This is a genomic window from Oenococcus sp. (genome assembly GCF_047725585.1).
Lineage (GTDB): Bacteria > Bacillota > Bacilli > Lactobacillales > Lactobacillaceae > Oenococcus > Oenococcus kitaharae_A.
In genome coordinates this window covers 191,381-194,164 of record NZ_JBDNNF010000004.1, presented here as the reverse complement: position 1 = coordinate 194,164, position 2,784 = coordinate 191,381, and the positions used below count along the sequence as shown (strand labels likewise).

The 2,784-nt window shown below is 43.9% G+C and carries 4 protein-coding genes; all 4 read right to left on the bottom strand.

The features are described 5' to 3' along the window. Window positions 1–89 precede the first annotated feature (89 nt). Window positions 90–494, bottom strand: a complete 405-nt coding sequence (locus ABF487_RS06820) for a cytidine deaminase (protein WP_415634889.1) — start codon at window positions 492–494, stop codon at window positions 90–92. After that, window positions 491–1,396 (bottom strand): LCP family protein, encoded by a 906-nt coding sequence (locus ABF487_RS06815; RefSeq protein WP_415634888.1) that lies wholly within the window; start codon window positions 1,394–1,396, stop codon window positions 491–493. Before ABF487_RS06815 ends, ABF487_RS06820 begins: the two co-directional genes overlap by 4 nt. A gap of 101 nt (window positions 1,397–1,497) precedes the next feature. Further along, entirely contained in the window at window positions 1,498–2,115 is a 618-nt protein-coding gene (locus ABF487_RS06810) for an RNA polymerase (protein ID WP_415634887.1), read from the bottom strand. A gap of 107 nt (window positions 2,116–2,222) precedes the next feature. Next, the coding region (locus ABF487_RS06805) for a glycoside hydrolase family 73 protein (protein WP_415634886.1) at window positions 2,223–2,784 on the bottom strand (562 nt) is incomplete at its 5' end.

The window sequence follows — 2,784 nt, the reverse complement described above, 5'->3', positions numbered from 1 at the left end:
GTAAACACCTTAAAGTCCACTTCAAGTCAAGGGGAAAAAGAAAAAAAGAGAATCTTTTGACAGATTCTCTCAAAATAACTTATTTTGTTTTATTTCAAATCATCGAAGGATGACGGCAGCAAATGTTCCAGGTCAGTCTTAACAACTTTCCCTTCCGTGTTTGTCAAAAAAATCGGCATTGTCTTGTCAAACCACTCTACCATTACCTGGCGGCAAGCACCACAAGGCGCAATCGCCCCATCAGTCCTGCCTGATACGACTAAAGCTTTGAATTGCCGATGTCCGGCTGAAACTGCTGAAAAAATCGCAGTTCGTTCAGCACACATCGTCGATCCGAAGGCGACATTTTCAATATTGCATCCGGCAAAAATCTGTCCGTCACTGGTCAGCAGAGCCGCACCAACAGGAAAGTGGCTATAGGGAATATAGGCGCTATCCAGTTGACCATCAGCAATTCGTTTTAATTCGTCATATTCAGGCAGCAGATCTGTCATTGCAAAGCACTCTCCAATTCATTATGAACACGGTCTTTTTCAGCCTGGCTCATCAGCTGCATGGATTGGCCATTGATCATAGCACCAGTCCCGCGCATCTGATCAGATTGAATATTGTTGAGCGCATGGCGGTAATTCAAAGCCAGGTTCTTAAAGCCGCCAAAGGACATATCCGTCAGGACATTAGCTGAGACAGTATTGAAAAAACGCTGATTGAAAATGGTTGTCGGATTAGAAACGGCTTTAGCTAAGATGGCCTTGATCACCTGCTGCTGACGCATCTGGCGGCCGTAGTCGCCGTTAGGCAGATCAAAATGGCGTTCACGCACATAAGCTAACAGCTGATCACCTTGCATATTGTAGGTGGTGCCATTAATAAAGGAATGGCCGAATTCGGTAAAGGTCAGATTCGAGGTTACAGACACGCCGCCCAGAGAATTCACGATGGACTCTAGGCCGCCCATGTTGATCAAAGCATAACCATTTAATTTGATGCCGGTGAGTTTCTCTACCTGCTGAATCGAGGAATCAGCCGACCCATAGGCATAGGCCGCATTGAGTTTGACCATCTGGCCATTGACATAAATCGGCGTATCGCGCTGCAGGCTCATCAGTAAGGTCTGCTGTTTTTTCGGATTGATCACAGCCACCATCATGGAATCGGTGCGGCCTTTATAGTTCCGATCCAAAGCGCCGGTATCGGTGCCCAATAACAGAATGGCGATCGGCTTGCTGTTTTTGGTGAGCGTATCTACCCGGTCGGCTTTTTTAATCGTCTTAGTCGGCTGCTGCATCTTTTGAATGGCACCGTTAGTCCGCCACAAAGCATAACCGCCGATACCAACGACGACTAACACAGCGGCCAGCAGCAGCGAACATAATCCAATTATCCATTTTTTCATCAAATTGTCCTAACTGGCATTTGAAAATAAAATATCATGCCAAATCCTTGTCTATAATAGCAAAAAATGGCTAAACAGGGCTAATAAACATCAGAGGTTAATCATTTCCTTTGAAGTTCCGCCAATCTGGCTGGTGTTACGACGCGGGCAGAGAGGTTGTTTGTATAGCTGATGGCATCGTTCTGCTGATAATAATTACGCATGGCCTGATCAATCGAGACAGAGAAAGGCGCCGTAATCGGCCTGGTCACCTGAATTTGATTATTGACGATACGGATTTTCGCTGATAAAATATCGGAAATGCCCGCAAAGCTGTCAGCATTCGGGACATAACGATGAATTTCGCCATTGTTGATCGACCCCGTCATATCCCAATAATTGCTTGCAAAATCAAATTGATTGTTAGGTTTAGCGTTTTGGTTGGGAAAGGCCGCTTGAATCAAAATAGCGATTTGGTGGACAAGATCCAATGACTGCCATTGGGCTTGTTGTGCCTGAGATGATGCAGACGTGCTTGCAGTCGAACTGCTGGCAGAAGATGAGCTGCTTGATGATTGTGTTTGAGATTGGCTGCTTTTCGAAGAAGACATCCCGACCTGCTTTTGCTGATCCTGATTGGACGTCATGGTTAGAGACCTGGTCAGAAGGAATCCCGCTATGACCAGGATAACAACAGCCAGAATCGAAATAATAATTTTTCCGCTTGTTCTTTTAAACATGGCACACTTCTTTCTGTGAAAAATGATACCCGTCAATTAGGCGGTTGTGACTGTCTCTATTAATTATCTCAAATAAGTGGTCCAACATAAAGTCATAAGCAGGGGGGTCAATCGCCATCGAGAAAATTTAAATTATTCCTTTGAATAATATTAATAATTTTTGTTGCATAGTCAGGATCCGTAGCATAACCATCGTTCTGAATATTATGGGCAGCTTCAATATAGTTAGATGCCTTAGAACGAAATACATTCGCGTAATAAGTATTGTTCATCAACATACGGACATAATCAAGGAAACAATCCTCTATAGATTCATAAGTATTGAATGTTCCGTCAACGTTAGATATTGTGCCATCAATATATTCACCCGTCTTATAAGTCACGCTCCCACTGGCATATGGAGAGCCATTTTCCTTAATACCAAATAAATTATTATTGAATAAGGCTAACATGCTGCCACCCCACCCAGTTTCCAAAGTTGCCTGTGCAAGCATAATCGAAGCATATAAATCATTGGCATTTGCTGCTGTGACTGCATCATTAACGATGCTATAAAGCCACTGCCGCTGTGTTGAACTAACTCCTGCTGAATTCACAAGAAGCTGGCTAGTCTGCAGGTCTTGTTCTAGGACATGATCATTATGCTGGCCGTTGGCATAAGTAACTGAG